This is a genomic window from Kitasatospora albolonga (assembly GCA_002082585.1).
GTDB lineage: Bacteria > Actinomycetota > Actinomycetes > Streptomycetales > Streptomycetaceae > Streptomyces > Streptomyces stephensoniae.
In genome coordinates this window covers 256,800-282,959 of the sequence record CP020563.1, presented here as the reverse complement: position 1 = coordinate 282,959, position 26,160 = coordinate 256,800, and the positions used below count along the sequence as shown (strand labels likewise).

13 protein-coding genes are annotated in these 26,160 nt (G+C 72.1%); 10 read left to right on the top strand and 3 right to left on the bottom strand.

Going from position 1 to position 26,160, the window contains the following annotated elements; all coding sequences use genetic code 11:
- Positions 1–100 precede the first annotated feature (100 nt).
- Positions 101–1,345: an epoxide hydrolase gene (locus tag B7C62_01125; GenBank protein ID ARF71012.1), complete on the top strand. Its 1,245-nt coding sequence runs from the start codon at positions 101–103 to the stop codon at positions 1,343–1,345.
- A gap of 31 nt (positions 1,346–1,376) precedes the next feature.
- Here B7C62_01125 and B7C62_01120 read toward each other — a convergent pair whose 3' ends face one another.
- Both B7C62_01120 and B7C62_01115 read right to left on the bottom strand, forming a co-directional pair.
- Positions 1,377–2,531 (bottom strand): peptidyl-arginine deiminase, encoded by a 1,155-nt coding sequence (locus B7C62_01120; GenBank protein ID ARF71011.1) that lies wholly within the window; start codon positions 2,529–2,531, stop codon positions 1,377–1,379.
- Between the two features lie 151 nt (positions 2,532–2,682).
- The gene (locus B7C62_01115; GenBank protein ID ARF71010.1) at positions 2,683–3,453 is read right to left on the bottom strand and encodes a TetR family transcriptional regulator; all 771 of its coding nucleotides are present in this window, start codon (positions 3,451–3,453) and stop codon (positions 2,683–2,685) included.
- Positions 3,454–3,805: 352 nt separating this feature from the next.
- Between B7C62_01115 and B7C62_01110 the strand changes: the two genes are divergently transcribed.
- From B7C62_01110 to B7C62_01070, 9 genes are all read left to right on the top strand, one after another.
- On the top strand, positions 3,806–4,387 hold the full coding sequence (locus B7C62_01110) for a TetR family transcriptional regulator (GenBank protein ID ARF71009.1): 582 nt from the start codon (positions 3,806–3,808) through the stop codon (positions 4,385–4,387).
- A 274-nt stretch (positions 4,388–4,661) separates the two neighbouring features.
- On the top strand, positions 4,662–6,047 hold the full coding sequence (locus B7C62_01105) for an L-lysine 6-monooxygenase (GenBank protein ID ARF71008.1): 1,386 nt from the start codon (positions 4,662–4,664) through the stop codon (positions 6,045–6,047).
- 27 nt (positions 6,048–6,074) lie between these two features.
- Positions 6,075–7,133 (top strand): iron ABC transporter permease, encoded by a 1,059-nt coding sequence (locus B7C62_01100; protein ID ARF71007.1) that lies wholly within the window; start codon positions 6,075–6,077, stop codon positions 7,131–7,133.
- Positions 7,130–8,215, top strand: coding sequence for an iron ABC transporter (locus B7C62_01095; protein ID ARF71006.1), 1,086 nt, complete (start codon positions 7,130–7,132; stop codon positions 8,213–8,215). The genes B7C62_01100 and B7C62_01095 overlap by 4 nt, the downstream gene beginning before the upstream one ends.
- A gap of 101 nt (positions 8,216–8,316) precedes the next feature.
- Positions 8,317–9,192 carry an ABC transporter gene (locus B7C62_01090; GenBank protein ID ARF71005.1) on the top strand — a complete coding sequence of 292 codons (876 nt, stop codon included), beginning with the start codon at positions 8,317–8,319 and terminating at the stop codon, positions 9,190–9,192.
- A gap of 153 nt (positions 9,193–9,345) precedes the next feature.
- Positions 9,346–10,395, top strand: coding sequence for an iron siderophore-binding protein (locus B7C62_01085; GenBank protein ARF71004.1), 1,050 nt, complete (start codon positions 9,346–9,348; stop codon positions 10,393–10,395).
- Between the two features lie 46 nt (positions 10,396–10,441).
- Positions 10,442–12,232, top strand: coding sequence for a multidrug ABC transporter permease (locus B7C62_01080; GenBank protein ID ARF71003.1), 1,791 nt, complete (start codon positions 10,442–10,444; stop codon positions 12,230–12,232).
- Between the two features lie 58 nt (positions 12,233–12,290).
- Positions 12,291–23,210 (top strand): non-ribosomal peptide synthetase, encoded by a 10,920-nt coding sequence (locus B7C62_01075; GenBank protein ID ARF71002.1) that lies wholly within the window; start codon positions 12,291–12,293, stop codon positions 23,208–23,210.
- Positions 23,211–23,256: 46 nt separating this feature from the next.
- Complete coding sequence (locus B7C62_01070) at positions 23,257–24,954, top strand: ABC transporter (GenBank protein ARF71001.1); 1,698 nt, start codon at positions 23,257–23,259, stop codon at positions 24,952–24,954.
- A 57-nt stretch (positions 24,955–25,011) separates the two neighbouring features.
- Here B7C62_01070 and B7C62_01065 read toward each other — a convergent pair whose 3' ends face one another.
- On the bottom strand, positions 25,012–26,121 hold the full coding sequence (locus B7C62_01065) for an enterochelin esterase (protein ID ARF71000.1): 1,110 nt from the start codon (positions 26,119–26,121) through the stop codon (positions 25,012–25,014).
- Positions 26,122–26,160 lie beyond the last annotated feature (39 nt).

The window sequence follows — 26,160 nt, the reverse complement described above, 5'->3', positions numbered from 1 at the left end:
GGCGTTCATTAGGACAGCGGTTGGCCTCTATGGGGCATACGGTCGGTTCGTGACCCCAAGCCGGAGTACAGGCACCGGCTGACCAGGAGGCGAGCACATCATGACGGACATCACCGCGCAGGCCACTTCGACCACCACGCATCAGGATGTGGCTGTGGCGAGCACGGAGCCCGCCGGACCCGCCCGAGCCTCTTCTCCCTCCTCCCGTGGAGACGCGGGCCTCGTCCGCCCGTTCCGGATCGCGATCCCGCAGCGGGAGGTGGACGACCTCAACGACCGTCTCGCCCGCACCCGTTGGTCCCGGCAGCTCCCGGGCGCCGGGTGGGAGCGGGGCGTCCCCGTCGAACATCTCCGGGAGGTGGCGGAGTACTGGCGGGACACGTACGACTGGCGGGCCCAGGAAGCGCGCCTGAACGCGTTCCCGCAGTTCATGACGCGGATCGACGGCCAGGACATCCACTTCCTGCATGTCCGCTCACCCGAGCCGGACGCCCTGCCGGTCGTGCTCACCCACGGCTGGCCCAACTCGTTCCTGGAGTTCGCCGACCTCATCGGCCCCCTCACCGATCCGAGGGCGCACGGCGGCGACCCGGACCAGGCGTTCCACGTCGTGGTGCCGTCACCGCCGGGTTTCGGGTTCTCGGAACCGCCCCGGGAGACCGGGTGGAACGTGGCGCGGGTGGCGGGCCTGTGGGCGGAGCTGATGAGCCGCCTCGGCTATGAGCGCTACGGCGTGCAGGGCGGCGACCTGGGCGCCTACATCGCGCCCGCCGTCGCCGAGGCGGACCCGGGCCGGGTGGTCGGCGTCTACCTCATCGGGGGACTGGGCATCCCGTCGGAGGAGGACGTCCCCGGCCTGACCGAGGAGGAGCACAAGGCGTACAGCGCCATCATGGACGCGGACTGGATGCACGGCACCGACCACCACGCCCTGCTGCGCGCGGCCCCGCAGAGCTTCGCGTACGGCTGGGAGGACTCCCCGGTCGGGGGGCTCGCCTGGATGCTCCAGAAGCTCAAGGAGTTCGGCCCGGCCGGTACGGTCCCCGAGGACGTGCTCGGGCGCGACGCGATCCTGACCAACACCTCGCTGTACTGGTTCACGGGCACGTTCGGCTCCTCGTCCTGGCCCATGTACGACAGCACCGGCATCGGCTGGCCGCAGGGACAGCGCCATGCCCCGACGGGTGTCTACCACGGCATCCCGGGCCTGCGCCGCATCGCCCAGCGCGACTGCGACCTGGTCCACTGGCCGCTGGACAACCCGGGCGAGCACCACTTCATCGCCATGGAGCAGCCCGCACCCCTGGCCGCGGACATGGCCACGTTCTTCGCCGCCCTCCGCTGACCCGGCCCGGCCGCCGCCCCGGTGCCGGTCGTCAGTCGACCGGCTCGCCGGGCTGGTCGTGCGTGGCGCAGTGGATGCCGCCGCCCCCGGAGGCGACGGTGTCGATCACGACCGGCACGATGTCCCGCCCGGGGAACTGCTCCTGGAGGATTCCCCGGGCCCGGTCGTCGGCCTTCCGGTCGCCGAAGCGGGGCAGGAACACCGAGTCGTTGGCCACGTAGAAGTTGGCGTAGGTCGACACGAAGTCGTCGCCCTCGCCGGTGATCCTGTCGAGGTCGGGCTGCGGCAGGTCGATCACTTCGAAGCGCCGGCCCCGGGCGTCGGTCGCCTCGCCCAGCACCTCCCGGGCCTGGTCGGCCGCGCGCGACCAGGAGTCCGGGGGCGTACCGGGGAACGCCTGGTCCAGCAGCACCACGCCCGGCGCCGTGAAGCGGACGAGGCTGTCCACGTGGGCGTCGGTGATGTCCTGGCCGCGCACCCCCTTCAGCCACACCACCTTCTCCACCCCCAGGGTCTCGACGAGGTCGGCCTCGATGTCGTCCCGGCTCATGCCCGGGTTGCGGTTCTCGTTCACGATCGAGCTCTCGGTGATCAGCAGGGTGCCCTCACCGTCGGTCTCGAAGGAGCCGCCCTCGGAGACGAGCGGGGCCTCGGCACGCGGAATCCCGTACTCGGTGAGCAGCGCGCGGCCCACGCGGGCGTCGTTCGTGTGCTCCTGCTTCTCGCCCCAGCCGTTGAAGTTGAAGTCGACCCCGATGACCTCGCCCCCTTCCTCGACGAACACCGGGACCGTGTCACGGGCCCACATGTCGTCCACGGCGAGCGGGATGACCTCGACCTGCGAACCGCAGGCGCGCTGGGCGGCCTTCCGCTGGTCGGTCCTGGCCATCATGACGACGTACTCGTACTCCGCGATGGCGCGGGCGATGCGGGCGATGTCCTCGCGGACGTACGGGAGGTCCTGCGCCCATACCGATTCCAGGGCGGGCCACGACATGAAGGTACGTGCGTGGCTGTCCCACTCCGCACCGAACCGGCGCTCTCCCTCGGGCGCGCGGTCCGAGCCGGTGCCGACGGACCCGGCGCCGGAGCCGTCCGGGCCGCAGGCCGTGGCCCCGAAAGCGAGTGCGCCGAGCCCGCCGAGGGTCTGAAGGACCGTACGACGGGTGGGGGGACGGTAGGACACGGTGTGCTCCGATCGTGGGTGCTGAAAGGCTGCCCTGGGGCGCGAGGGGTGGCGCGCCGGTGGGCACTCCCGAACTCCTGACGCGAGCGCCGGGTCGGCACGGGCGGTGGTACTGATGGCACTGTGGCACTGACTGAAAATTCAGTCAAGCTTACTCCGGGGGCGTCGGCGTGTCGTATGTCGCCGGGGCGACCGCGTCCCGGGCGAGGTGGGCCACCTCCACCCCGATCGCCTCGCGCATCCGGGTGCGGGCGTCCGGCAGGGGCAGAATGCCGCTGAGCCACCGGGCGCTGAGCCCTTCGAGCAGGGCGGTCAGCCGTTCGGCGGAGGCGGTGAGCGCGGAATCCGGGGCGGTCGGCCGGACCTCGCCCAGCAGGTCGGCCACCTCCCGGACCCAGATCACGCTGGCCAGGGCCAGTTCGCCCCGCAGCTCGGGGTCGAACACGGCGCTCGCGCGGAGCTCGCCCCAGGCGGTGCTGTTCTCCCGTACGTGGGGGAGGTCCTGGAGCTCCAGCAGCAGCGCCTGCTCCAGCCGACGGAGCGGACCGGGCACCGCGTCGGACCCGGGTGCCACGCCGGGACCGGCCGCCGTTTCGGAGTTGGTCGTCGCCTCGCGGCCTGCCGTCGCCTCCGGGCCTGCCGCCGCCTCGGCGGCCGAATGCTCGGCCGTGTACCGCTCGGCCCGGTTGTTGACGAAGGCCAGCGTCCGCCGGAGCAGGCCGGTGCGGTCCTCGAAATGGTAGTAGATCAGGGCTTTGGAGACGCCCGCCTCCGCCGCCAGCTCCTCCACCCGCAGTCCCCGTACGCCGCGCCGTGCGATGACGGTGGCCGCGGCTTCGAGAATGGCCGTTCTGCGGTCGCTCACCGCGTGCTCCTCCGAGTGGGGGCGTCCTCCCGGGACGCCGGACGGTATCGATGGCATGTTGACTGAAATGTTAGTCAAGTACACGATCGTCCGACGGCCAGGTGCGCTCGCCCCCCGGCCTGTCTGTCCACCCGTTTCGCATCGCCGAAAGAGCCGGCGCATGTCCACTCAGCCCCCGGGAGATCGTCATCGTCCGGCTCGTCCATGTGGCGGCGGACGGCGGTCCGGTCACGGTGGTGCTGAGCCGCTGCGCCAGGGCGGGCCGACCTGGCCGTCCGGCCTTCCCTTCCGCCCGCGCGGTCCCGTGTCCGTACGGTGAAGGCCGACCTGGCCGTCCGGGGCCGGAAGCCCTTCGGAGCGGCGGCAGCCGGGTGCGGGCGGCGGTGGCGGGCCCGGTAGGTTGGTCGCCATGGCGTCCCGTAATACCCGGATTCTCGAAGCGGCCGCACGGGTGATCGCCCGGCGTGGTGTCCGTGGCCTGCGCGTGGAGGAACTCGCGGCCGAGGCCGGTGTGTCCACCGGGTTGATCTACTACCACTTCAAGGACCGCACGGGGATTCTCCGCCACACCCTGGAGTTCATCAACGACCGGGCGGAGCGCTACACGACGGTCCGGGACGCGGACGCGCCGCCTCTGGGTCCGCGCGAGGAACTCGAACAGATTCTCCTCCTGGAGCTTCAGGACACCGCCGAGGTCCGGGAGAACAGCGCGGCGTGGGGGGAGCTGCGGGCGAGCGCCGTCTTCGATCCGGCGCTGCGTGAGGATCTCGCCCGGGCGACCCTGGTGTGGGTGCAGGAGGTGGCCGCCCTGCTGGGCCGGGTGCGGCCCATGGCACCGGCCGCGCAGCTCGCCGCCGCCGCCGAAAGGCTCACGGCGCTGCTGGAGGGGCTCAGCACGCGCTGGCTCAGTGGCGGGCTCGGGATCGACCACGCGAGGACCCTCATGCGGGGCGGTATCGAAGCGGAGCTGTCCGGACTGGAAGCGCGGTAGCGGACCTCTCGTCACGCGGAGAGGGCCAGGCCGCCCGCCGCCGCGGGCTCCGTTCCCCGGGCCGGGGGCTGGACCCCGGTCTCCACAACGTTCCTGATGTGACACGAAGTTGATGGAACATCAGTCTCCGGATGTCTGCTTTGCCCCGTCGACATCGTTGCCGTGATGAGCTTAGGCTCACCTAAGTTCGGGCCGGTCGACTCCGTCGGCATGCCCAACTCGCGTACCTTCCACGGCGCCTGAGAAGGCGGCTTTCCCGCACGATGGGAGTGACATGTCACAGGTTCATCCTGGCGACGCACCACGGGTCCACGACCTCATCGGAATCGGCTTCGGCCCCTCCAATGTGGCCATGGCGATCGCGCTCAGAGAGCACAACGCACGCGTCGGCGGACAGGAGCCGGTCACTGCTCGCTTCTTCGAGCAGCAGCAGAGCTTCGGCTGGCACCGGGGCATGCTGATCGACGACGCCACGATGCAGGTGTCGTTCCTCAAGGACCTGGTGACGCTCCGGAACCCGGCCAGCGAGTTCAGTTTCCTCTGCTATCTCCAGAGCCGGAACCGGCTGATCGACTTCATCAACCACAAGAACCTCTTCCCGCTCCGGGTCGAGTTCCACGACTACTTCGAGTGGGCCGCCGCCAAGGTCGGCGACCTGGTCTCCTACGGCCACGAGGTCGTCTCCGTGACGCCCGTCGTCCAGGACGGCACCGTGGAGCACCTCGAGGTGACCGTACGGTCGGGGAGCGGCCTCGAGGTCCACCGGGCCCGCAACCTCGTCATCGGCACCGGGCTGCGTCCCCTCATGCCCGAAGGCGTGCGGCGCGGCGACCGCGTCTGGCACAACTCCGACTTACTGCGGAAGGTCGACGGGCTGGAGGGCACCTCGCCCTCGCGGTTCGTTGTCGTGGGTGCCGGACAGAGCGCCGCCGAGAACGTCGCCTACCTGCACCGCCGCTTCCCGGGGGCCGAGGTCTGCGCGGTCTTCTCCCGCTACGGCTACAGCCCCGCCGACGACAGCAGCTTCGCCAACCGGATCTTCGACCCCGGAGCCGTCGACGAGTACTTCGCCGCGCCCGACAGCGTCAAGAGCCAGCTGATGGCCTATCACGGGAACACCAACTACTCCGTGGTGGACATCGACCTGATCGACGACCTGTACCGGCAGATGTACCAGGAGAAGGTCCTCGGCACCGAACGGCTGCGCTTCCTCAACGTGTCCCGTGTCACCGCCGTCGAGGAGGGGCCCGACGGCGTCCGGGCCACCGTGAAATCCCTCGTGACCGGCGAGGAGACGCCCCTGGACGCCGACATCGTGGTGTTCGCCACCGGGTACAGCCCCGCCGACCCCCTCGGTCTCCTCGGCGAGGTCGCCGACCGCTGCCTGCGCGACGACGAGGGCCGCGTCCGGGTCGAGCGCGACTACCGCATCGCCACCGAGCCCGGCCTGAACTGCGGGATCTATCTCCAGGGCGGTACGGAGCACACGCACGGCATCACCACGTCCCTGCTCTCCAACACCGCGATACGCGTCGGCGAGATCCTGGACTCCCTGCTCGACCGGAGCGTCAAGTCCACCTCGGACGAGGCCCGTCCGGCCACCGACGGCACCGGCAGCGCCGTCGGCCAGAGCCCTCGCCCAGGGTCTTCCGGCCTCTGACGGATCAAAGGGATAACGTACGTCCATATGAGCACGACTGCAGTCGAGCGCCCCGTGCCCAGGGGCGCAACAGAGGTCCGCCGAGGGCGGGTTGTGGGGCTGAGTGCGCTGCTGGCGTCCCTCGCGTTCGCCGCCGCCCTCTCGTTGGCGGTGGGGGCCCGCGCGCTCAGCCCCGCCGAGGTCTGGCACGGGCTGTTCGCGGAGGCCGACCCCGATCAGCGGCTCACCGAGATCAGGCTCATCGTGCAGACCGTACGGGTGCCCCGGACGGTCCTCGCGGTCGTGGCGGGGATCGCCCTGGGCGTCGGCGGTGCGCTGATCCAGGGGTACACCCGTAACCCCATAGCCGACACCGGCCTGTTGGGCGTGAACACCGGTGCCTCGTTCGCCGTGGTGACGGTGATCGCGGTGTTCGGGTTCACCAACCCGTTCCAGTACGTCTGGTTCGCCTTCGTGGGGGCGGCCCTCGCCGGTGTCCTCGTCTTCGGTCTGGCGAGCATCGGCAGGGGAGCGGGCAATCCGCTGACGCTCGCCCTGGCCGGGCAGGGCATCACGGTCTTCCTCATGGCGATGACCACGGCGGTCGCCCTGACCGACCAGAAGTCGCTGAACGGGCTGCGGTTCTGGAACGCGGGCTCGGTGGCCGGGGTGGGGTTCGACGTCATCTGGCCGGTGACCGGCTTCATCGGCGTCGGGCTCCTGCTGGCCCTGAGCACACTGCCCGCCCTCAACCTGCTCAACCTGGGCGAGGACGTGGCGCGCGGGCTGGGCGTCAACATCGTGCTGAGCCGGGCCGTCGGCATCGTCTCCATCACCCTGCTGGCGGGAGCGGCCACGGCGGCGTGCGGCCCCATCGCGTTCCTCGGGCTCATGGTCGCCCATGTGGCCCGGTACCTGACGGGCCCGGACTACCGCTGGCTGGTGCCGTACGCGGGTCTGCTCGGCGCCGTCGTCCTGCTGGTCTGCGACATCGTGGGGCGCCTGGTCGTGCGCCCCGGTGAGCTGGAACCGGGTGTCGTGGTCGCCCTCATCGGCGCCCCGTTCTTCGCGGTCCTGGTGTGGCGAGGAAAGTTCAAGAGCGCATGAGCAAAACAGACATGAAGCCGACAGCCGCGGCCGCCCCCTCGCTGGCGCCGGGCGTCCGGATCGGGCAGGTCTCCTTCGTCTGGCGGCCCTGGCTCGTCCTGGTCTCGCTGGTGCTGGCGGCGGGCGCCTTCCTGGTGTTCTGCCTCTCCATCGCCGTCGGCGACTTCCCCATCGGCCTGTCACGGGTGGTCGCCACACTGTTCGGCCAGGGCGAACAGGTCGACGAGTTCGTGGTGATGGACCTGCGGATGCCGCGCGCCCTGGCCGGTCTCATCGTGGGGATCGCCCTGGGAGTGTCCGGGGCGATCACCCAGTCGGTCGCACGCAACCCGCTCGCCAGCCCGGACATCCTCGGGATCACCAGCGGGGCCAGCGCGGTCGCGGTCTTCCTGGTGACGGTCTCGGGCGGGGCCGCGGCGGCGCTCGTCGGCTCGGTGGGCCTCTCGGCGGCGGCGCTCATGGGGGGCCTGGGGACGGGGCTGCTGGTCTACTTCCTGGCCTGGCGGCGCGGGATCGACGGCTTCCGGCTCATCCTCATCGGGATCTCGGTGAGCGCCGTGATGCAGGCGATCACGACCTGGCTGCTGGTGTCGGCCGACATCAGGGACGTGGCCCGGGCGCAGGCGTGGCTGGTCGGCTCGCTGGACGGCCGGTCGTGGGACGAGGTCCGGGTGGCGTTCTGGTGCTCCCTGGTGCTGGTCGTCGTGGTGTCCGCCGCCGCGTTCCCGTTCAAGCCGATGCACCTGGGCGACGACGTGGCCGCCGGGCTCGGCGTCCGCTACACCCGGGTGCGGGCGGTCCTCCTGCTGTGCGCGGTCCTGCTGGCCGCCGTGGCGGTGAGCGCGGCGGGCCCCGTTCCGTTCGTCGCGCTGGTGGCGCCCCAGGTGGCGATGCGCCTGGCGAGGTGCCCCACCCCGCCGATGGTGGCCTCCGGCCTGCTGGGGGCCCTGCTCCTGATCGGTTCCGACCTCATCGCGCGGACGGCGCTGCCGGTCACCCTCCCGGTCGGCGTGGTCACCGCCGCGATCGGCGGCCCGTTCCTCGTCTATCTGCTGGTACGGGCGAACCTCCGCCGCTCTTGAGGTGCGGGTCCGGCGCCGCCGAACCTTTTCGGCCGTCGGCGCGGAAGACCGGGGCGCCCCGGAGGCCATAAGGTTAGGTGAGCCTAAATCAAGGGGTGGTTGTGACCGCGCAGTTCATCACCGAGACCCAGTCCGAGGCCCGGTCCGAGACGCAGGACGTCGCACGGCTGGCGGCGAGAGGCATCACGGTCGGCTACGGCGGCCGGGCGGTCATCGACGATCTCGACGTGACGATCCCGCCGGGGGTCGTGACGACGATCATCGGTCCCAACGGCTGTGGGAAATCGACCCTGTTGCGGACGCTGACGCGGCTTCTCAAGCCGGCCAGGGGGACGGTCGTGCTCGACGGTGAGGACATCGTCAAGCTCAGGACCAGGGACGTGGCGAAGAAGCTCGGCCTGCTGCCGCAGACACCGGTGGCGCCCGAGGGGCTCACCGTGGGCGATCTGGTCGCCAGGGGGCGCCATCCGCACCAGAGCTGGCTGCGGCAGTGGTCCTCGGACGACGCCGGGGTGGTGGAGCGCGCGCTCGCCATGACCGGGGTCCTGGATCTGGCCGACCGCCCGGTCGACTCGCTCTCCGGCGGTCAGCGTCAGCGTGTCTGGATCTCGATGACCCTGGCCCAGGGCACCGATCTGCTGCTGCTGGACGAGCCGACCACCTATCTGGACCTGGCGCACGCGATCGACGTCCTCGACCTGGTGGACGACCTGCACGAGTCCGGGTGCACCGTGGTCATGGTGCTGCACGACCTCAATCTGGCCACGCGCTACAGCGACAACCTCGTGGTCATGCGGGCCGGTTCGATCCTGGCGCAGGGGCATCCGCGTGACGTGATCACCGCCGAGCTGCTGCACGAGGCGTTCGGGCTGCGGGCCGAGGTGATCGACGACCCGGTGGGCGACCGTCCGCTCATTGTGCCGATCGGCCGTACGCATGTGCGACGCGATCCGGAGGGCAAGCCTCTCATCAAGTGACTTTTGGGCAGAGGTGGTTGGCTGGAAATGATCAACTGGGCCTGAAAGAGGGAAAGTTCTCAAGTAAGGCTAGGCTGGCCTCACTTGCCGGGATAGGGTTTGCTCGCGCTCATGCAGGGGCGCAGTGGACAGCGCGAAAGCAAGGGATTCCGGATGTTTCTCCATCGAACGACGCTTGCGAAGCCGTGGCAGCGGCTGGCTGCGGCAGTCTCCGTCGCGACCCTCGGCGTCGGCCTCCTCGCGGGATGCGGTTCCGACACGGAGAAAAAGCAGAGCGACGACGCCCCGGCGGCCGGTGCCGGCGCGTTCCCGGTCACGGTGGAGCACGCGTTCGGATCGACGAAGGTCGACAAGGCCCCCAAGCGTGTCGTCTCCGTCGGCTACACGGACGACCAGGCCATCCTCGCGTTCGGCATCAAGCCGGTCGGCATGGTCGACCAGTACCCGAACCCGGTGGGCCAGACCCCCGACATCAACACCCAGTGGCCCTGGGTGAAGGACAAGTGGGGCGACACCCAGCCCGAGGTCGTCATGAAGAACGGGGACGCGGGCCCCAACTACGAGAAGATCGCCTCCCTGCGGCCCGACCTGATCATCGCGGTCTACTCCGAGGTCGACCAGGCCGCCTACGACAAGCTTTCCAGGATCGCGCCCACGGTCGGCCGCACCAAGGCCGAGAAGGAGCCCTTCAGCGCTCCGTGGCAGGACAACGCGGTGCACATCGCCAAGGCGCTCGGCAAGGAGACCGAGGGCACCGAACTGGTGAAGGGCATCCAGGACAAGCTCGAAGCGGCCAAGAAGGCGAACCCGGAGTTCGCGGACCAGAAGGCCGTCGCCCTCTCCTGGTACAAGGACTCGGTCAACCCGTTCGTCTCCACCGACGTGCGCGGACAGCTCGTGACGGGCACCGGATTCACCTACCAGACCGAGATCGACAAGATCGCCGACGGCAAGTTCTCCACCCAGCTCTCGCCCGAGCGCATGGACCTGATCGACGTCGACCGTATCTTCGTCATCAACGACAAGGCGGACACGGAGGCGCTGAAGAAGTTCGAGCTCTTCGCCAACCTGCCCGCCGTCAAGAAGGGCAACGTGTCGTACCTGCTGGACAGCGAAGGCCCGGCGGTCGGCGCCGCCATCTCCCAGGGCACGCTGCTCTCCCTGCCGTACGCGATCGACGAGCTCGTCAAGTCGGCCAAGTAACGATGACGACCGGACTGCCCTCCCCCCACCGAGAGCCGGCGAACGCGTGACCGTCACCGACACCACCACCACCGCCCCGGCGAAGCTGCGTACGGCGAGCGGCAGAGAGGCCACCGGGTGGGTCGCGGCACACTGCCGCCGCACCCCGTGGCTGACCTTCTCCACCGTGCTCACCACCGTCGCCGGGGCGGCACTCCAGGTGCTCCCCGTGCTGCTGCTGGGCCGGGTGGTGGACGGGGTGGTCGGTGGCGAGTCGCGCTCGGTGCTCGTCACGGTCGGCGCACTGATGGTGGCCGCCGCGGTCCTCGGCGCGGCGGCCACCGCGGCCTCCACGTACCTGATCGGGCGGCTGGGGGCGGAGCTCCTCGCCCAGCTGCGGGAGAGCGCCGTACGGGCGGTGCTGGGCATGCCGAGCGCCCGCGTCGAACAGGTCGGCCGGGGGGATGTGCTCTCCCGGGTCGGTGACGACGTGGCCGTCCTGTCCAAGGGCATCCGGCAGGCCATCCCCACGGTCTTCTCGGCCGGAGTGCTGGTGGCCATCGCCACGGTCGGCATGTTCGGCTTGGACTGGCGGCTCGGCCTGGCGGGGGCCTGCGCCCTGCCCGCGTACGCCCTCGCCCTGCGCTGGTACCTCCCCCGGTCCGCCCCCCTCTACCGCAAGCAGCGCATCGCCCAGGCCGACCGCGCGCAGGCGCTGATCAGCGGCCTGAACGGGATCGACACCGTACGGGCGTACCGCCTGGAGGGCGACGTCCGCGAGAAGGTCACCGCCGAGTCCTGGCGGGTGCGCAACCTCGGCGTCGAGGTGTTCCGGTTCTTCGGCCGGTTCGTCGGCAGGGAGAACCGCGCCGAGTTCATCGGGCTGGTCCTGATCCTGGTGGTGGGGTACGCCCTCCTGGAGGCCGACGCCGCCACCCTCGGCGAGGTGTCCGCGGCCCCGCTGATGTTCCACCGCCTCTTCACCCCGCTCGGCGCCATCATGTTCACCTTCGACGAGGCCCAGAAGTCGGGCGCCAGCCTCACCCGCCTGGTCGGGGTCCTGGGGGAGCCCGCGGAGGAGCGCCTCGTGGGCGACGCCTCCGTCAGCGGCGCCGGGGCCGTACCGTACGCGGTGACGGTCCAGGACCTCACCTTCAGCTATCCGGACACCGACGAACCGGTCCTGCGCGAGGTGAACCTGACCATCCCCGCCGGAGGTTCCCTGGCGCTCGTGGGGGCGACCGGCGCGGGCAAGTCGACCCTGGCCGCGCTGATCGCCGGTATCGGCACCCCGCAGGCCGGGACCGTACGCATCGGGACGCGGGACCTCGCCGGGCTGGACGAGGCCGAGGCGCGGTCCCTGGTGAGCATCCTGACCCAGGAGACGCACGTGTTCTCGGGGCCGCTCGCCGACGACCTCCGCCTCGCCGCCCCCGGGGCGAGCGACGAGCGGCTGATGGAGGCGCTGCGCACCGTCGGCGCCGACGGCTGGGTCGGGCTGCTGCCCGGCGGGCTGAACGCCATGGTCGGCGAGGGCGGCGAGCGCCTGGACGTCACCAAGGTCGCCCAAGTGGCCCTGGCCCGGCTGGTCCTGAGCAGTTCCCCGGTGGTCGTGCTCGACGAGTCGACCGCCGAGGCGGGCAGCGAGGGCGCCGCCGAGCTGGAGCGCGCCGTGCTGGCCGCCTGCGCGGGCCGCACCACGCTGTACGTGGCCCACCGGCTGACCCAGGCGATGGCGGCGGACCGGATCGCCGTGCTGGACGCCGGGCGTGTGGTGGAGGAAGGGACACACGAGGAGCTGGTGGCTCTGGGGGGCATGTACGCGCGCCTGTGGCGGGCATGGCGCGAAGGAAGTTAGGTCAAACCTCGGCAAGGTCAGGCTAACGCGCATACCTTGAAAGGGTGCTGAGTCCTCGATGACGGAACCGGCCGCTCCTCACGTACTGCTCTCTCCCACCCACTTCGCCGATGTGCGCCGCCGGGTCGGCGACTACGGCGACCGGACCGTCGCCGAAGCCTGCGCCATCGCCCTGGCGTACTGGGCCACCGGCACCGGCCCCGACGGTATCGACCTCACCCCCGCCACCTCGTTCGCCGATGTCCTCGGCTGGGCCGACAACGGCGGTGGCGGACAACCGGGTTGGGAGGTCGGCGCGGACGGGCTGAGCATCACCGTCCCCGACGGCGTCCGGCCCGCCGAGGCGCAGCTCGCGCTGGACGACCTGGCCGCCTTCCCGGACCGGCCCGTCGGCACCGTCGGCCCGTCCGGCATCGCGGCCAGGATCGCGACCCTGGCCGGATGGAACGACAACCGGGCCGACCGGGTCCGCCCGACCCTCATGGAGATGTTCCGCGAGCAGGCGCGCCACCGGCCGGACGCCGTCGCGGTCGTCGATGAGCGCCGCACCCTGACGTACCGTGAAGTCGATGAGAAATCAGCCCAGTTGGCCCACCATCTGATCGGACGCGGGCTCGGCTCCGAACAGGTCGTCGGGATCTCGCTCGGCCGCTCCGCCGAGATGGTCATCGGCCTCCTCGCCGTGCTCCGCGCACAGGGCGCGTTCGTCCCCCTCGACCCGCAGTGGCCCGCCGCGCGCAGGGCCGTCGTCATCGAGGACGCCCGCGTGGTGCTCCAGCTCAACAGCTCGGGCGAGCCGGACCCGGCCGAGCCGGACGCCGTCGCCGTCGACCTCGGGAACTGGGCGTACGGCTCCTGCCCGGCGAAGGCGCCCGACACGGCGGTCCACGGCACCTCACTGGCGTACGTCATCTTCACCTCCGGCTCGACCGGGCGGCCCAAGGGCGCCATGATCCGCCACGAGGCGATCAGCGAACGCCTGCTGTGGCAGCGGGAGGAGATCCTGCGGTTCGGCCACGACGACGCGTCGCTGTTCAAGGCGCCGCTCTCCTTCGACATCTCCATCAACGAGATCTTCCTGCCGCTGGTCTCCGGCGGCAGGCTGGTCATCCTGCGCCCCGGCGGCGAACGCGACCCGCACCACCTGCTGAGCGTGATCGCCGAGCACCGCGTCACCTTCACCTACCTGGTGTCGTCCATGCTGGACGTACTGCTGGAGATCGCGGGCGACTCCGACCGCCTCGACTCCCTGCGCCACGTCTGGTGCGGCGGCGAGGTGCTGACCCCGGAGCTGTACGAGCGGTTCCGCACCCGGCTCGACATCCCCATGTACCACGGCTACGGCCCCGCCGAGACGACCATCGGCGTCTCCCACGTGATCTACCGGGGCGCCGCCGAACGCCTGTCGACATCGATCGGGAAGGCCAACCCCAACACCCAGCTGTACGTCCTCGACGAGGAGCTGCGCCCCGTACCGGTCGGCGTCGGCGGCGAACTGTACGTGGGCGGGCTCCTTCTGGGGCGCGGATACGTCAACGCCCCCGGCCTCACCGCCTCGCGCTTCGTGGCCAACCCCTTCGCCGCCGACGGGTCCCGGCTGTACCGGACCGGCGACCTCGCCCGGTACGCCCCGGACGGGTCCCTGGACTTCCTCGGCCGCGCCGACAACCAGATCAAGATCCGCGGCATGCGGCTGGAGATCGAGGACGTCGAGGCGTCCCTCGCCGAACACCCCCGCGTACGGCACACCTGCGTCGTCGCCAGGAAGAACAGTGCAGGCGGCACCTACCTGGTGGGTTACGTCATCCCCTCGACCGGCGACGAGGAGCTGACCGCGGACGAGGTCAAGGCGTGGGCCACCACCCACATGGTCGAGTACATGGTCCCCGCCCACCTCGTCGTCCTGCGCGAGTTCCCGCTCACCGCGAACGGCAAGCTCGACCGGGCCGCCCTGCCCGAACCCCCCGCCGCCACCGGTACCCTCGCGGCGCCCGGCACCGAGAACGAGCGCCTGGTGTGCGCGGCGTTCGCGGCGGTGCTGCGCGTGGACGAGGTCGGCGTCGACCAGAACTTCTTCCAGCTCGGCGGCGACAGCATCCTGGCGATCTCCCTGCTGAGCGCCCTGCGGGAGGTCGGCCTCCATGTGAGCGCACGCCAGATCTTCAGCAACGCCGACGTGGGGGCGCTGGCGGCGGTGGCGAGCCGCGAGGACATCTCCACCGTGGACCACGGCGACGAACCCACCGGCCCCGTCACCGGACCGCCCGTCGTGCAGTGGCTCGGCGAGACCACCGACGCCATCGACGGATTCGTGCAGTCGGTCGTCCTGAACACCCCGGCCGGACTGACCGCCGACGCCCTCGACCGCATCCTCGCCGCCGTGCTCGACCGCCACGACATGCTCCGCGCCCGGCTGGTGCGCGGCGAACGCTGGAGCTTCGACATCCCACGGCCGGGCGGGGCCGCCGTCGGATGGCAGGAGAGCGAAGCACCGCTGGAGGAGTGCGTCGAACGCGCCACCGAGGGCCTCGACCCGGACAACGGCGTGATGCTGCGCGCCGTCTGGCGCCGCGCCGACCGCCAACTGGTCCTGGTCGCCCACCACGTGGTGATCGACGGCGTGTCCTGGCGCATCCTGATGGACGACCTGGCCACCGCCTGGCACCGGTACACCGCCGAGGAGCCCGTCGAACTCCCGCCCACCGGCACGTCGTTCCGCCGCTGGACCCAGCTGCTCGGGCGCGCGGCCCTCGCCGCGGACCGCACCCCCTTCCGGCGCGCCCTGCCCGGAGCGGACGCACCGATCGGCAGGCGCGCCCTCACCGGGGCCGACACCGTCGCCCGGGAGAGGACCCGGACCGTGTCCCTCGGGGCGAAGGAGACGGCCTCGCTCCTGGGCGATATCCCCGCGAAGTTCCACGCGGGGATCAACGACGTCCTGCTGACCGCACTCGCCGTCGCCCTCGCCCGGTGGCGCCGCGGCCTCGGCCAGGACCAGACCTTCGCCCACATCGAGCTGGAGGGACACGGCCGGGAGGGACGGTTCGTCGCCGGGACAGCGGGCTTCGAACCCGAACTGTCGCGTACGGTCGGCTGGTTCACCACCCTCTTCCCGGTGACCGTGGACCCCGGCCCGGCCGCCGACCCCACCGCGCCCGCCTACCTCGCCACCGCCCTCAAGGCGGTCAAGGAAGACCTCGCCCGGATACCGGACAACGGTGTCTCCTACGGCGCCCTGCACTACCTCACCGGCACCCGGCTGGACGTCCCCGCACCCCAGGTGCTCTTCAACTACCTGGGCCGCTACGACGCGGGCGCCTCCGGAGACTGGCAGCTCGCGGGCGCCACCGGGCAGTTGGGCGAGAAGCGCGACCCCAGGATGCGCCTGCCGCGCGCCCTGGAGTTCAACGCCATCGCCGAACCCGACGCGAGCGGAGCCTACGAGCTGGTCACCACCATCTCCTGGCCCGACGGCGTCTTCACCGACGAGGACATCACCACCCTCGGCGGCTACTTCCGCTCGGCCCTCACCGCCCTCGCCGCGCTCGAGGAAGGCGGCCACACCCCCAGCGACTTCCCCCTGGTGCCGCTCACCCAGGCCGACGTCGACGACCTGGACAGCGCGGAGCTGCGCGACATCCTGCCGCTCACCCCGTTGCAGGAGGGCCTCTACTTCCACTCGGTCTTCGACGACGACGCCACGGGCAGCTATGTCGAGCAGCAACTGCTCACGCTCCGGGGCGAGGTGGACGCCGACCGGCTCGCGGCGGCGGCCACCCGGCTGCTCACGCTCCACCCCAACCTGGCCGCCCGGTTCACGGCCCTCGCCGACGGCCGGGTCGTCTCCGTCGTGGAGAGCGGCACCCGGGCGCCCTTCACCGCGCTGGACCGCCCCGGCCTCACCGACGAGGAGATCCGCGAACTGGCCGAGCGGGACCGCCGCGCCGGGTTCGACCTCGCCACCGGCCCCCTGATGCGCTACACCCTCATCCGCGCGGGCTCCGGCCGCACGGTCCTGGTGCAGACCGTGCACCACATCATCGCGGACGGCTGGTCGGTGCCGCCGATGCTCCGCGCCCTGCTGGCGGAGTACCACGCACCGGGCTCCGTGCACCCGCGCGGCGGCTACCGTGACTACCTGGCCTGGCTGGCGGAACAGGACCAGGACGAGAGCGACCGGGTGTGGCGCGAGGAGCTCGCCGGACTGCCCGGCCCCTCCCTGGTCGCCGAAGGGCACACCCCCTCCGAACGGTTCGCCGACGTCGCGGTCCAGCCCGCCGACGACATCGACATCGCCGCACGGTCGGCGGGCGTGCCCCTGAGCGTGGCCGTGCACAGCGCGTGGGCGGTGACGCTGGGAGGCATCCTGCACGGCAGGGACGTCGTCTTCGGCTCCACCGTCTCGGGACGCGACGCCGGGGTCCCCGGCATCCGGGACATGGTGGGCCTCTTCATCAACACGATCCCCGTACGGGCCCGTTGGGCCGCCACCGACACCGCGTACGACCTCCTCACCGCGGTCAAGGAGCACCAGAGCACGGTGCTGGCGCACCAGCACGTCTCACTGGCGAGGATCGGCAGGCAGAGCGGTGCGACCGGCCGGGAGGGCGGCACCGGCTCCCTCTTCGACACCCTGGTGGTGTTCGACGTGGCCACCGACGCCGACGCCCTGCGCGGACCGGACGACACCCTCGTCATCACCGGCATCGTCAACGAGGGCGCCCCGCACTACCCGTTGACGCTGGTCGTCGAGCGCGCGGACGACGGCCGCCCCCGCTTCTCCCTGATCTACGACGGTGAACTCCTGCGCCGGGAAGGTGCCGAGGCGATCCTCGCCACCTTCACCCGCACCCTCACCGAGCTGCTGAGCCGGCCGGACGCCCCGGTCGACGCGCTGGCGGCCCCCGGCACCGGCAGGACCCCGGAGCAGATCACCCCGGCGACCCTGGGCGAGCTGTTCGACGCCGCCGCACACCGCGACCCGGCGGCCACCGCCGTCACCCAGTGCGCTCTGGACGGCGGGACGCGCTCCCTCACGTACGGTGAACTCGCCGCCGAGAAGGACAAGCTGGCCCGGTCCCTGCGCGCGGCCGGAGTCCGCCCCGGCCACCGGGTCGCCGTCGCCGTCCCGCGCTCCCTGGAGCAGGTCACCGCCCTCATCGCCGTCGTCACCGCCGGAGGGGCGTACGTACCGCTCGATCTGGCCCACCCCGACGAACGGCTGGCGTACATCCTCGCCGACGCCGCCCCGCAGGTCGTCCTCGTGGACCGGGAGCACCGCGACCGCTTCACCCGGCTGCTGGAGAGGGCCGGAGCGGACGCCCGGGTGCTCGTCCAGGGCGACAGCCTCCCGCCCGCCGACACCACCGCCGCGCCCGGGGCGGGCCCGCAGGACCCGGCGTACGTCATCTACACCTCCGGCTCGACCGGCCGGCCCAAGGGTGTCGTCGTCCCGCACTCCGCCGTGGTCACGCTCCTCGCCAACACCCGGCCCGACATGGGCTTCGGCCCGGACGACGTCTGGGTCCAGTTCCACTCCTTCTCCTTCGACTTCGCCGTCTGGGAACTGTGGGGCGCGCTCGTGCACGGCGGCGAGCTGCTGGTACCGGAGTACGCGCTGACCCGCTCGCCGGTCGACTTCCACCGGCTGGTCCGCGAGCGCGGCGTCACCGTGCTCAACCAGACCCCGTCCGCCTTCTACCAGTTCATCGAGGCCGACCTGCACGCGGACGAACCGGTCACGGCCCTGCGCCGGATCATCTTCGGCGGCGAGGCGCTGGACCTCGGGCGGCTGCGCGGCTGGGCCGAGCGGCACGGCACGACATCGCCCGAGCTGGTCAACATGTACGGCATCACCGAGACCACCGTCCACGTCACCCACCGGGTGCTGACCGAAGAGGACTTCGCCCGCGGCGGGGACACCAGCCCGATAGGCGGCCCGATTCCCGGTCTGGCCACCTACCTGCTCGACGACCGGCTCCGCCCGGTGCCGCCGGGCCGGGTGGGCGCCATCTATGTCGCGGGCGATCAGGTCTCCCTCGGCTACCTGGGCCGCCCCGGGCTCACCGCCGCCCGGTTCGTGGCGAACCCGTTCACCGGAGACGGCTCCCGGATGTACCACACCGGCGACCTCGCCCGGCGGACCCTCGACGGCGAGCTGGAGTTCGCGGGCCGCGCCGACGACCAGGTGCAGCTCAAGGGATTCCGTATCGAACTGGGTGAAGTGGAGGGAGCCATCAGGGAGTTGGCCGGTGTCGTCGATGCCGCCGTCACCGTGGCGGACAGCGGTGACCATCTCGTCGCCCACGTCGTGGGCGAGCCGCCCGCCGACCTCACCGCCCTGCTCTCCGCCAGGCTGCCCGCCCACATGGTCCCCAGCCGGGTGCTCCCGGTCGACGCGCTGCCGCTGACGGTCAACGGCAAGCTCGACCGCGAGGCCCTCACCGAGCGGGCCGCCGCCACGGAGCAGGACGGCGGCCGGGCCGCTCCCGGCGGCTCCCGGCTCACCGCGCTGGTCGGCGTCTTCGCCGACGCGCTGCCCGGCGCCACCGTGGACGCCGACACCGACTTCTTCGGCGCCGGGGGCGACAGCATCATCGCCATCACCGTGATCAACCGGGCCCGGGCCCTCGGCCTGCCCATCGCACCCCGGGACGTGTTCCTCCTCAAGACCCCGCGCGCCCTCGCCGCCCACCTGGCCACCAGCGCCCCCGAGGCCGCCCCCGCCCCGGCCGCCCGCCGCGAGGACGGCCCTCTGCCCCTCACTCCGATCATGCTGCGCCAACGGGAGCTGGGCGGATCGCTCGCCCGGTTCGCCCAGGCCAGGACCCTGGTGGCCGCCGACGGAACCGGCCTCGCCGACATCCGGCGCGCCGCGAACGCCGTCGTGGCCGCCCACCCCGCCCTCCGGCTCCGGCTGCGCGTCGAGCACGGCGTCTGGGCCCTGCGCACCGAACCCGCCCGCGAGGCCACCGTCACAGCCCCGGACACCGCCGACGCGACGGCCGCCGCGAACGAGGCCGCCGGGCGGCTCGACCCCGAGGCCGGAGACGTCGTCGCGTTCTCCTGGCTGGCCGCGACCCGCACCCTGGTCGTCACCGCGCACCACCTCGCCGTGGATGCGGTGTCCTGGCTGATCCTCCTCGACGACCTGGCCACCGCCCTGGACGGGAGCGCCCTGCCGCCGCCGACCACGCCGTACGCGGAGTACGCCGAGGCCCTCGCCGTACGGTCCACAGGGCCGATCGACGACCTCGGCTACTGGATCACCACCCTCCGGGCCCCGGCACCGCTGCCCGAGCCGACTGAGCTGCGCGAGACCACCGTCACCCTCCCGCCCGACGTCAGCGACCTGGTGACCCGCACCGCCCCCGCCGCCCTCGGCACCGGCCTCACCGAGCTGCTCTGCGGCGCCCTGCGCACCGCGCTCACCCACACCCAGCCCACCCCCACCGACCTCGCGATCGACCTGGAGCGGCACGGCCGGGTCCCGGCCGAGGAGCACCACGACTACACCCGCACCGTCGGCTGGTTCACCTCCATCGCCCCCGTACGGCTCACCCCGCACACCGACCCCGTCGCGGCGGCCCGCGAGGTCGCCGACCGCCAGCCCGACGAGGAGGGCCACACCGCGTACGGCCGGCTCAGGTACCTCAACCCCCAGACGGCCCCCCTCCTCACCGAACGCCCCCGGGTCCTCTTCAACTACCTGGGCCGGGGCGGCGAGTCACAGGCCCCGCGCATCACCGGCGGCGAACCGAACAGCCTGTACGCCGTCGAGGTCAACGCCTGGACCGACGACGCCACCGGCAGCCTCCACGCGGCCTTCACCCTGGCGGCGGGCATCCCCGACACGATCACCGGCCACTGGCTCGCGGCCCTGACCCGGATCGGCGAGGCCGCCGCCACCGCCGAGCGCACCGCACCGGTCACCCCTCTCCAGCGTGGCCTGTTCTTCCAGGCCCAACTGGCGGGCGCCGCAGGGCACTACGTGGCGCAGAGCTGGTTCACCTTCGCCCGGCGCCTGGACACCGACGCGCTGGCCGAGGCACTGGCGTACGTCATCGCGCGCCACCCCGTCGTCGGCGCCGGGTTCACCACCGACGCCGACGGCAACCCGGTCCAGCTCCTCAAGGCCGGACGGCGCATCGACGTCCGTACGGTCCGACCGGCCACGGACGCCGAGGTGGACGACCTGCGCACCCGCGACCGCGAGCGCGGCTTCGACCCGGGGGAGCCCCCGCTGATCCGGGTCACCGTCGTGCGGCTGCCCGACGGCCGGGACGGGCTGCTGCTCAGCTACCACCTGCTGCTCTGGGACGGCTGGTCCCGCGAGATCGTGCTGCGCGACCTCTTCGACGCGTACGAGGCCGTCGTCGCGGGCGAACCGTGGGACACGACCCCGGCCGTGCCGGGCTTCGAGGAGTACGCCCGGACGCTCGCCGCCAGGGACCCCGCCGTATCGGAACGCTTCTGGGCGGACCACCTGGCGGGCCTGCCGGGGCCGACACTGCTCGCCGGACCGGCCCCGGCGCTCTCCGAGGAGCTGCCGCGGCCGCTCGTGCGGACGCTCTCCGCCGAGCTGACGGAGCTGCTCGGGGAGGCCGCCCGGCTCCACGGGGTCACCCTGAACTCGGTGCTGACCGGGGCGTTCGGCCTGCTGCTCGGAGCCCGTACCGGACGGAGCGACGCCGTGTTCGGCGTCACCGTCTCGGGCCGGGAGGGCGAGGGGCACGGGGACATCGTCGGCGTACTCCTCAACACCGTGCCGATGTGGACCCGGGCCCGGCCCGACGAGACGGTCGGCGCCTACCTGTCGCGTGTGCAGGCGGCCCGGGTGGCGGCGATGGACCACGAGCACCTCGGGCTCGGCGAGATCCAGCGGGCCAGCGGGCACGACACCCTCTTCGACAACCTTTTCGTGCTCCAGAACTTCCTCGACCTGGACGCCTTCGCCGCGATGAACGCCCGCCACGGCATCACCTCCGTCCAGGCGGACGACTCCACGCACTACCCGTACACCTGGGTCGTCACCCCCGGCGACCGGCTCACCGTCAAGCTGGAGCACCGACACGGCGACCCCGGCTCCGCCCGCCTGCTCCTGGACGACTACCTGCGGGTGCTGGAGGACGTGGCACGCTCGACGACGGGGCTGATGGGCGCGCTGCCGGGGCTGGGACCGGACCCCGAGCCCGCCCCGCGTACGGAGGTCGGCACGGACACCGTCGTCGACCGCTTCGACCGCGCGGCCGACCGCGACCCGGAGCGCATCGCCCTCGTCGCCGGTGGCGCGACCATGACCTTCGCCCAACTCCGCGACCGCAGCCGGGCGGTGGCGGGTGTGCTCGCGCGGCGGGGGATCGGGCCGGAGACGACCGTGGGTCTGGCGATCCCGCGCTCGCTCGACTGGATCGCCGCGCTGTTCGCCGTACTGCGCGTCGGCGCGGCCTACGTCCCGCTGGAGCTGGACCACCCGGACGAGCGGATCGCGGCCATCGTCGAGGACGCGCAGCCCGAGGTCATCCTCACCGTGAGCGGTGTGTCGCCCCGGCTGACCGGCGAGCTGATCGAGCTGGACCGCCCGCTGCCGGAGGCGGAGCCGTACGTGACGTTCGCCCCCGGCGACCCGGACCGGCTGCGGCACCCCGCGTACACGATCTACACCTCCGGATCGACCGGGAAGCCCAAGGGCGTGGTCACCGAATACGCCGGTCTCACCAACATGCTGATCAACCATCAGCGCCGCATCTTCGAACCCGTGCTCGCCGAGCACGGCCACCGGACCTTCCGGATCGCGCACACGGTGTCGTTCGCCTTCGACATGTCGTGGGAGGAGCTGCTCTGGCTCGCCGACGGCCATGAAGTGCACATCTGCGACGAGGAGTTGCGCCGCGACGCACCCCGCCTGGTCGAGTACTGCGGCGAGCACGCGATCGACGTCGTCAACGTGACCCCGACCTACGCCCAGCAGCTGATCGCGGAAGGGCTGCTGGACAACCCCGAACGGCGGCCCCCGCTCGTGCTGCTGGGCGGCGAGGCCGTCACCCCCACGCTCTGGCAGCGGCTCGCGGAGACCGAGGGCACGGTCGGCTACAACCTGTACGGGCCCACCGAGTACACCATCAACACCCTCGGCGTCGGCACCTTCGAATGCCAGGACCCGGTGGTGGGCGTGGCGATCGACAACACCGAGGTGTACGTCCTCGACCCCTGGCTGCGTCCGCTGCCCGACGGGGCCCCCGGCGAGCTGTACGTGGCGGGCATCGGCATCGCCCGCGGCTACCTCGGCCAGAGCGCCCAGACCGCCCACCGCTTCGTCGCCTGCCCGTTCGGCGCTCCCGGCGAGCGCATGTACCGAACGGGGGATCTGGTGATCCGCCGACCGGACGGGAACATCGTCTACCTGGGCCGTACCGACCAGCAGGTCAAGATCCGCGGCCACCGGGTCGAACCGGGCGAGGTGGAGGCCGTGTTCGCCGCCCACCCGGCGGTGCGGTTCGTCGCCGCCGTCGCCCAGCCCGACCCGCAGGTGGACGGCGCCTACCGTCTCGCTGCCTATCTCGTCCTGGAGGGCGCGGAGTTGGCGCAGGTGGCGGGTGAAGTGAGCGCCGGGCTGCCGGACTTCCTGCGCCCGACGCACTTCGCCCGGGTCGACAGCATCCCGCTGACCGTGAACGGGAAGGCCGACACCAAGGCGCTGCCGGAGGCCCGGCCGCTCGGCGCGCTGACCACGGCGGGGGAGCGCGGTCCGGAGACGGAGACGGAGACCGCGGTCTGCGAGTTCTTCGCCGAAGCCCTGGACCTGGACGACGACGAGGTGAGCGCGGTGAGCGATTTCGTCTCCCTCGGCGGACACTCCATGCTGGCGGTGCGGCTGATCGGGCTGCTCCGCCGGGAGTACGGTCCGGTGATCACGATCCGCGACCTGTTCACCCTGCGCACCCCGGAAGCGATCGCCCGCCACCTCGACGAGAGCTGACACCCCTGATGGCCCCCGCCACCTTGACGAGAACTGACACCCATCGATGAAGACTGACACGAAGCGCCCCCGCCCGGGCGCCGCCATCCTGCGGACCGCCCTGCGCCGCAACATCGGCGCCATGATCGCGGGCACCGTCCTCATGGGCCTCTACCAGGCGGCCGAGACCGCGTTCCCCATCGCGCTCGGACTGATCGTCGAGCACACGATGCAGGACCGCAGCCTCGGCTCGCTCGGGGTGTCGATCGGCTCGCTCGCCGTGATCATCACGACGGTGTCCCTGTCGTGGCGGTTCGGGATGCGGGTGCTCCAGAAGGCCAATACGACCGAGGCGCACCGCTGGCGGGTCCAGGTGGCCGCCTGCGGACTCCAGCCGGTGGCCAGGGACGTCGACCTCAAGTCCGGCGAGATCCTGACCATCGCCACCGAGGACGCCGACCAGACCGCCGACATCATCGAGGTGGTGCCGCTGCTGGTCAGCTCGCTGGTCGCGGTGGTCGTCGCGGCCGTCGCGCTGAGCCTGGCCGACCTGAGGCTCGGGCTGCTGGTCGTCGTGGGAACCGTCTGCATCCTGTCGGTCCTGGCGGTGATGTCGAAGCGGATCGGGGCCGGCACCCAGGAGCAGCAGGCCAGGGTGGCGCGGGCGGGCGCCAAGGTCGCCGACCTCATCATCGGCCTGCGCCCGCTCCACGGCTTCGGCGGCAACCACGCGGCGTTCGGCTCCTACCGCAGGGTCAGCGCCGACGCCAGGCGCCAGGCGATCACCGTCGCCCGGGTGAACGGCGTGTACGCGGGCACCGCGCTGGCCCTCAACGCGGCGCTCGCCGCAGCCGTCTCCCTGACGGCGGGCTGGCTGGCGTTCGAGGGCCGGATCTCCATCGGGGAGCTGGTCATGGCCGTGGGCCTCGCGCAGTTCATCATGGAACCGCTCAAGATGTTCTCGGAGATGCCCAAGTACGTGATGATCGCCCGCGCCTCCGCCGAGCGCATGGCGCTGGTGCTCAACGCCCCGCCGGTGACGGCCCCGGGCCCCGAACGCCCGGCCCCCGGCGGGGACCTGGAGGTCGACGCCGTACGGCACGGAACCCTGCAAGGGCTGAAGTTCCAGGTCAACGCGGGGGAGTTCGTGGCGATCGCCCCCTACCAGCCGCGTGCGGCGGCCGACTTGGCCGCCGTGCTCGCGGTGAACGTGCCGCCACCGGCGTACGGGGGAGAGGTGCGGCTCGGCGGCCGGCCGCTCGCGGACCTGTCGGTCGAGGCGGTCCGGGAGCACCTGCTGGTGAACCCGTACGACGCCGAGATCTTCGGCGGCACGCTCCGTACGAACATCGACCCGTCGGGCACCAGCCGCTCGGTCCCCGAGGCCGTCGAGGCGTCCATGCTGACCGATGTCGTCGCCCTCCACCGCGACGGGCTCGACTACGCGGTCCGCGACCGGGGGGCGAACCTCTCCGGCGGGCAGCGGCAGCGGCTCTCGCTGGCCCGCGCGCTGGCCGCCGACACCGACGTCCTGGTCCTGCACAACCCGACCACGGCCGTCGACGCGGTCACCGAACAGCTCATCGCCCGCAACATCGCGAAGCTGCGCCGGGGCCGCACCACGCTCGTGATCACCAGCAGCCCGGCGCTCCTGGACGCGGCCGACCGGGTGCTCGTGCTGGACGACGGCGTCATCACCGCCGAGGACACCCACCGCAATCTGCTCGCCACCGACGCGGAGTACTGCGCGGCCGTGGCCCGGTGAACCTCCGGGGCTGGTGAGCCGTCCGGCGGGGGCGGCCCGGAGATTCACCGGGGCGGGTCAGCCCAGCGCCCAGGCGACATCCCTGAGGAGGGCCTGCCGCCAGCCCGCCCGGTCGTGGTCGGAGGCGGACCGGGAGACCCGCACGGTCGCCCCGGCCCGCTCGGTGAGGGCCTCGGCGAGCTCGCAGTGGGGCAGCATCCGCGTCTCGTGCTCCCCCACGTCGAACGCGCACCGCAGCCCGGACAAGTCGGGCCCCCGGCGCAGGAGTTCGGCGATCGTCCCGCCGACCGGACCACCCAGCGGGTCCGGCAGCTCCTCGGCACCGGGCCGCCACCAGAAGGACCCCGACTGACAGGCGATCCGCGAGACCAGCTCCGGGAACTCCACCGCCGCGTACAGCGCGCTCAGCCCGCCCAGACTCTGCCCCGCCACCACCAGCCGGTCCGGCTCCGCGGGCACGCCCGATCCGGCCACCAGCGGCAGCAGCTCGTCCCGGACCGCCTCCCACAGCTCCGGCCCGCACCCGAACTCCGCCGACCGGTCCCTGGCCGGCAGGAGGACGAGCGTGACGGGCGGCATGTCGCCCGCCGCCGCGGCCGCGTCGAACGCGGTCATCGCCGGGTGCAGATACAGCCAGTCGTCCCCGTCGAGCAGCACCACCACCGGCCCCCCGCCGCCGACCGGGTGAACGCGCACGGTCCGCCGCCCGCCGAGCCGTTCGCTGCTCCACCGCAGCCGGGTGGCGGGCAGCGGCAGGACGTCGTCCGGGCCGACGGCAGGCCAGTGCGGCTGCGGCGGGGCGTCCGGGGTCGCGGCGATCGAGCGGTCACCGCCTGCCCCGGCCGGGTTGAGCGGATCGGCGCGGGGGGTGCCGTCCGTGACGAGCTGGTAGGTCACCCGCAGCCGGGCGGGCATGGGCACCTCGGCGTACCAGCAGTCCGTTTCGGCCCACCGCCGCAGGGGGACCGGCCGCGACCAGCTCTCGAACGCGATCTCCGCCGGGGTCCCGCGCCACAGGAACAGCGTCAGCCAGCCGTCGCCCGCGGGTACGGACAGGGGGGCCCGGGCGGCGGCCCAGAACGCGTCGGTGCCCGGCTTGCCCGGAAGCCCGAACGCGGTGAAGGGGCTCTCGGGGTCGGCCGGGAGGCCCGGTCCGGAGCCGGTCATGAGCGGCCGGAGAGGTCGAGGCCCGGGGGACGGAGGAGC

Bases quoted from the DNA above. Each gene is read 5' to 3' on its own strand.
- B7C62_01125 (ARF71012.1), top strand. From the start codon at position 101: ATGACGGACATCACCGCGCAGGCCACTTCGACCACCACGCATCAGGAT.
- B7C62_01115 (ARF71010.1), bottom strand. From the start codon at position 3,453: ATGCCATCGATACCGTCCGGCGTCCCGGGAGGACGCCCCCACTCGGAG.
- B7C62_01110 (ARF71009.1), top strand. From the start codon at position 3,806: ATGGCGTCCCGTAATACCCGGATTCTCGAAGCGGCCGCACGGGTGATC.
- B7C62_01105 (ARF71008.1), top strand. From the start codon at position 4,662: ATGTCACAGGTTCATCCTGGCGACGCACCACGGGTCCACGACCTCATC.
- B7C62_01100 (ARF71007.1), top strand. From the start codon at position 6,075: ATGAGCACGACTGCAGTCGAGCGCCCCGTGCCCAGGGGCGCAACAGAG.
- B7C62_01095 (ARF71006.1), top strand. From the start codon at position 7,130: ATGAGCAAAACAGACATGAAGCCGACAGCCGCGGCCGCCCCCTCGCTG.
- B7C62_01085 (ARF71004.1), top strand. From the start codon at position 9,346: ATGTTTCTCCATCGAACGACGCTTGCGAAGCCGTGGCAGCGGCTGGCT.
- B7C62_01075 (ARF71002.1), top strand. From the start codon at position 12,291: ATGACGGAACCGGCCGCTCCTCACGTACTGCTCTCTCCCACCCACTTC.
- B7C62_01070 (ARF71001.1), top strand. From the start codon at position 23,257: ATGAAGACTGACACGAAGCGCCCCCGCCCGGGCGCCGCCATCCTGCGG.
- B7C62_01065 (ARF71000.1), bottom strand. From the start codon at position 26,121: ATGACCGGCTCCGGACCGGGCCTCCCGGCCGACCCCGAGAGCCCCTTC.